At 45.7% G+C, this 4,089-nt stretch carries 2 protein-coding genes; one reads left to right on the plus strand and one right to left on the minus strand.

Features of this window, described 5'->3' with window-relative positions:
• Positions 1–203 precede the first annotated feature (203 nt).
• Entirely contained in the window at positions 204–824 is a 621-nt protein-coding gene (locus I2D69_RS19435; RefSeq protein ID WP_187565128.1) for a 4'-phosphopantetheinyl transferase superfamily protein, read from the minus strand.
• A 237-nt stretch (positions 825–1,061) separates the two neighbouring features.
• On the opposite strand from I2D69_RS19435, the gene secA reads away from it, so the two are divergent.
• Positions 1,062–3,638: a preprotein translocase subunit SecA gene (gene secA / locus I2D69_RS19440; protein WP_148461021.1), complete on the plus strand. Its 2,577-nt coding sequence runs from the start codon at positions 1,062–1,064 to the stop codon at positions 3,636–3,638.
• The last annotated feature ends 451 nt before the right edge of the window (positions 3,639–4,089 follow it).

Consider the following 4,089-nt stretch of genomic DNA (forward strand, 5'->3'; position numbering starts at 1 on the left):
GTCGGAAAGCCGTGTGAGGGAGAACCTCATGCACGGTTTGATGAGGGGCGGATGAAAATTTCATCCGCCTACTCTACTTTGACGGAGCAGCTGGAATTGGTCTGGCACTGCTGCAGCTTCATCTGGCAGAAACGGATCAGTATCATGTGACCAGATTTCTGGATGATCCGTTCCCTGATGAAAAAATTATAAAAGTTTGAATTTTAAAGTAATTCTTCAGCAAGCTCCCTGGCGGATAGTACGCGGACAGGGAGCTTGCTTTCGTCATAAATACTGTAGGCCAGAAATCCGGTTCCATTTTCTAATGGGATGGTATGGGTGTGCATATCCGGATGTAGAGTGAGAATCTCCCGGAAATTTCCGGTGATCCCTTCTCCGGTAAGTTTGACGGCGCTTTCCTTCATAGCCCAGATCCGGCAGAAATCCTGGGGGGACTTTAGGAAAATAAGCTCCTCCTGAGTGCAGACTCTTCGGATAAGAGATTCCCGGGGCTCGGTGAGCTTCTGGATATCCAGACCAATTTCTCTGTCATGCAAGGCACAGCCTACGAAATTTCCGCTGTGGCTGAGATTAAAAAACGGCATATTTTCCCCACGGAAAAATGGTTTCCCAGAAGAGGTTTTCTGGAAATCCGGGATTTCCCGGAAACCATATTCCTGTTTAAGTCCATAACGCAAAAGCAGCCAGGCCAGGGCAGAACGCTTCTGGTCTTCCGGCAATTTAAAATGCTGAACATATTCCCTGCGTGCAACAGGCAATGAGAAAATCATCTGGTGAAGCAATTCGTTTGAAATTAAGTCCAGTTCCTGAAAAAGATAAATCATATAAAAATTCTCCTAAAACATAAAATAATTTGAGGCTGATTTGGGGTATAAATTCATTTTACTTTAATATATCATATGGGAGACATATTTTGTTCATCAAATATTTATTGTTTTCCATGACAAAAAGTGTTAAAATAGACTGGTATGTTAAACAAAATAAATAATTTTAAATGAAATGAAATCAGTTATATTACACAATATAGCATCTAAAAAGATAGACAGGAGTATAAAAGCTAAATGAACATGTTTTCAAAAGTTTTCGGAACCCGCAGCCAGCGAGAGGTTAAGCGTATCATGCCTCTCGTTAAGAAAATCGAGGATCTGCGTCCCGAAATGCAGAAATTAACCGACGAAGAACTTCGTGGTAAGACAAGAGAGTTTAAGAAACGCCTGGAAGAGGGAGCTACCCTGGATGATCTTTTACCAGAGGCATTTGCTACCGTCCGTGAGGCTGCCAAGCGAGTACTGGGAATGGAGCATTTCGAAGTACAGCTCATCGGTGGAATCGTACTTCACCAGGGTCGTATTGCCGAGATGAAAACTGGTGAAGGTAAGACCCTTGTAGCTACATTGCCATCCTATCTGAATGCCCTGGAAGGCAAAGGTGTTCACGTTGTCACAGTCAATGATTACCTGGCGAAACGTGATGCCGACGAGATGGGACAGGTTCACAGATTCCTTGGGCTGACTGTAGGCGTAGTTCTGAACGACATGAAGCCGGAAGAACGCCGCGAGGCATATAACTGTGATATTACTTATGTTACTAATAACGAACTTGGATTTGACTATCTTCGTGATAACATGGTTATCTACAAGGAGCAGCTGGTACAGCGTGACCTTCACTACTGTATCATCGACGAGGTCGACTCCATTTTAATCGATGAGGCTCGTACTCCTCTGATCATTTCCGGTCAGAGCGGCAAGTCCACCAAGCTGTATGAGGTTTGCGATATCCTTGCACAGCAGCTGGAGCGTGGAGAAGCCAGCCATGAGATGACTAAGATGGCAGCCATCATGGGTGAGGAAGTTATCGAGACTGGTGACTTTGTTGTAAATGAGAAGGATAAGATTGTCAACCTTACCGAGCAGGGTGTGAAGAAGGTTGAGAAATTCTTTAATATTGAGAATCTTGCAGATCCGGAGAACCTTGAGATCCAGCACAACATTATCCTTGCACTTCGTGCTCATAATCTGATGCACCGTGATCAGGATTACGTTGTAAAAGATGACGAGGTTATGATTGTTGATGAGTTTACCGGACGTATCATGCCGGGCCGTCGTTATTCGGATGGTCTCCACCAGGCAATCGAGGCGAAAGAGCATGTTAAGGTAAAACGCGAGAGCAAAACTCTTGCAACCATCACCTTCCAGAACTTCTTTAACAAATACGATAAGAAAGGCGGTATGACCGGTACTGCCCTTACTGAGGAGAAAGAGTTCCGTGATATCTATGCTATGGACGTTGTTGAGATCCCGACCAATAAGCCGGTTCAGCGTAAGGATTTAGATGATGCCGTATATATGACAAAGAAAGAGAAATTCAATGCAGTTGTCCAGTCTGTAAAGGAAGCTCATGAGAAGCAGCAGCCTGTACTGGTTGGTACTATTACCATTGAGACTTCTGAGCTCATCAGCCGTATGCTGAAGAGAGAGGGAATCCCGCACAATGTATTGAATGCCAAGTTCCATGAGCTTGAGGCTGAGATCGTAGCACAGGCGGGTCAGGCCGGTGCAGTTACCATTGCAACCAATATGGCAGGTCGTGGTACAGATATTAAGCTTGATGATGTATCAAGAGCAGCTGGCGGTCTGAAGATCATCGGTACAGAGCGTCATGAGTCCAGACGTATTGATAACCAGCTGCGTGGACGTTCCGGACGTCAGGGAGATCCGGGAGAATCCCGCTTCTACATTTCCCTGGAGGATGACCTGATGCGTCTGTTCGGATCTGAGCGTCTGATGAAGGTGTTCACTTCCCTTGGTGTAGCTGAGAATGAGCAGATCGAGCACAAGATGCTTTCCAATGCAATCGAGAAGGCACAGGAGAAGATCGAGTTTAACAACTTCGGTATCCGTAAGAATCTTCTTGATTACGACCAGGTTAACAATGAGCAGCGTGAGATCATCTACAAAGAGCGTCGCCAGGTACTGGATGGTGAGAACATGCGCGATGCCATCTACAAGATGATTACAGATATTGTAGATAATGCAGTAGATATGTGTTTCTCTGAGGATGTAGATTCTGAAGAGTGGGATCTGAATGAGTTCAACAGTGTTCTCCGTCAGATCATCCCAATCGAGCCGCTTACATCTGAGAAGGTTAAGGGTAAGAAAAAGAATGAGATGAAGCATCTGATCAAGGAGGAGGCTGTGAAGCTTTACGAGGCGAAGGAGTCCGAATTCCCGGAGCCAGAGCAGCTGCGTGAGCTTGAGCGCGTTATCCTTCTGAAGAGCATTGACAGCAAGTGGATGGATCACATTGATGACATGGAGATTCTCCGCCAGGGTATCGGTCTGACTGCTTATGGACAGAGAGATCCGGTTGTTGAGTATAAGATGGCCGCATTTGATATGTTTAACAGCATGATCACTTCCATTCAGGAGGACACCGTCAGAATGCTGTATCATGTTCATGTGGAGCAGAAAATCGAGCGTGAGCAGGTGGCTAAGGTTACTGGTACTAACAAGGATGATTCCAGTGTTCGTAAGCCGGTTCAGAGAAAAGAAATTAAGGTTTATCCGAATGATCCGTGTCCTTGCGGAAGCGGTAAGAAGTATAAACAGTGCTGCGGCAGAAAGACTGCTAATGTTTAAATCAGAGTGACTAGAGAGAGCGAATTTCCAGAGGCGGGAGGTCTTGGAAATTCGCTCTTTTGCTATTTAGTGTGTTGAAAGTTGTTCAAGGCGGACGCATTCGGACAATGGTGATTGCTCACTCGCCGGCGCAACGCTCCAGCGAACTAACTGCTAACTGCGACTAAATCGTTCAGGAGAGCCTTCACGATTAAGTCTCCGTAAGCAGTGGATTTCGCCTACGCTAAAACCGCGCCTGAAATGGCTCGCTAGAGCAATCACCATTGCCCGAATGCTGTGTACTGTCTGGGACTTATTTGTGCATAGGAACTTTCGACAGAGGGGGAGGGGGAGTGATTGGTTTCCCGATACTTTCTTGGCAATGATAGATTGGCAAAAAACAATAAAGTTGCGGGATACCAACTACTTCACCCCACCCGCGTTGTTGTCGTTACTGTTTCTTTCTTCCCTT

The organism is Ruminococcus sp. D54t1_190329_F1, from assembly GCF_015551645.1.
GTDB lineage: Bacteria > Bacillota > Clostridia > Lachnospirales > Lachnospiraceae > Blautia_A > Blautia_A faecis.

What these genes read in the sequence shown, in the direction of transcription:
- I2D69_RS19435 (WP_187565128.1), bottom strand. Translation starts at nt 824, where the DNA reads ATGATTTATCTTTTTCAGGAACTGGACTTAATTTCAAACGAATTGCTT.
- secA (WP_148461021.1), top strand. Translation starts at nt 1,062, where the DNA reads ATGAACATGTTTTCAAAAGTTTTCGGAACCCGCAGCCAGCGAGAGGTT.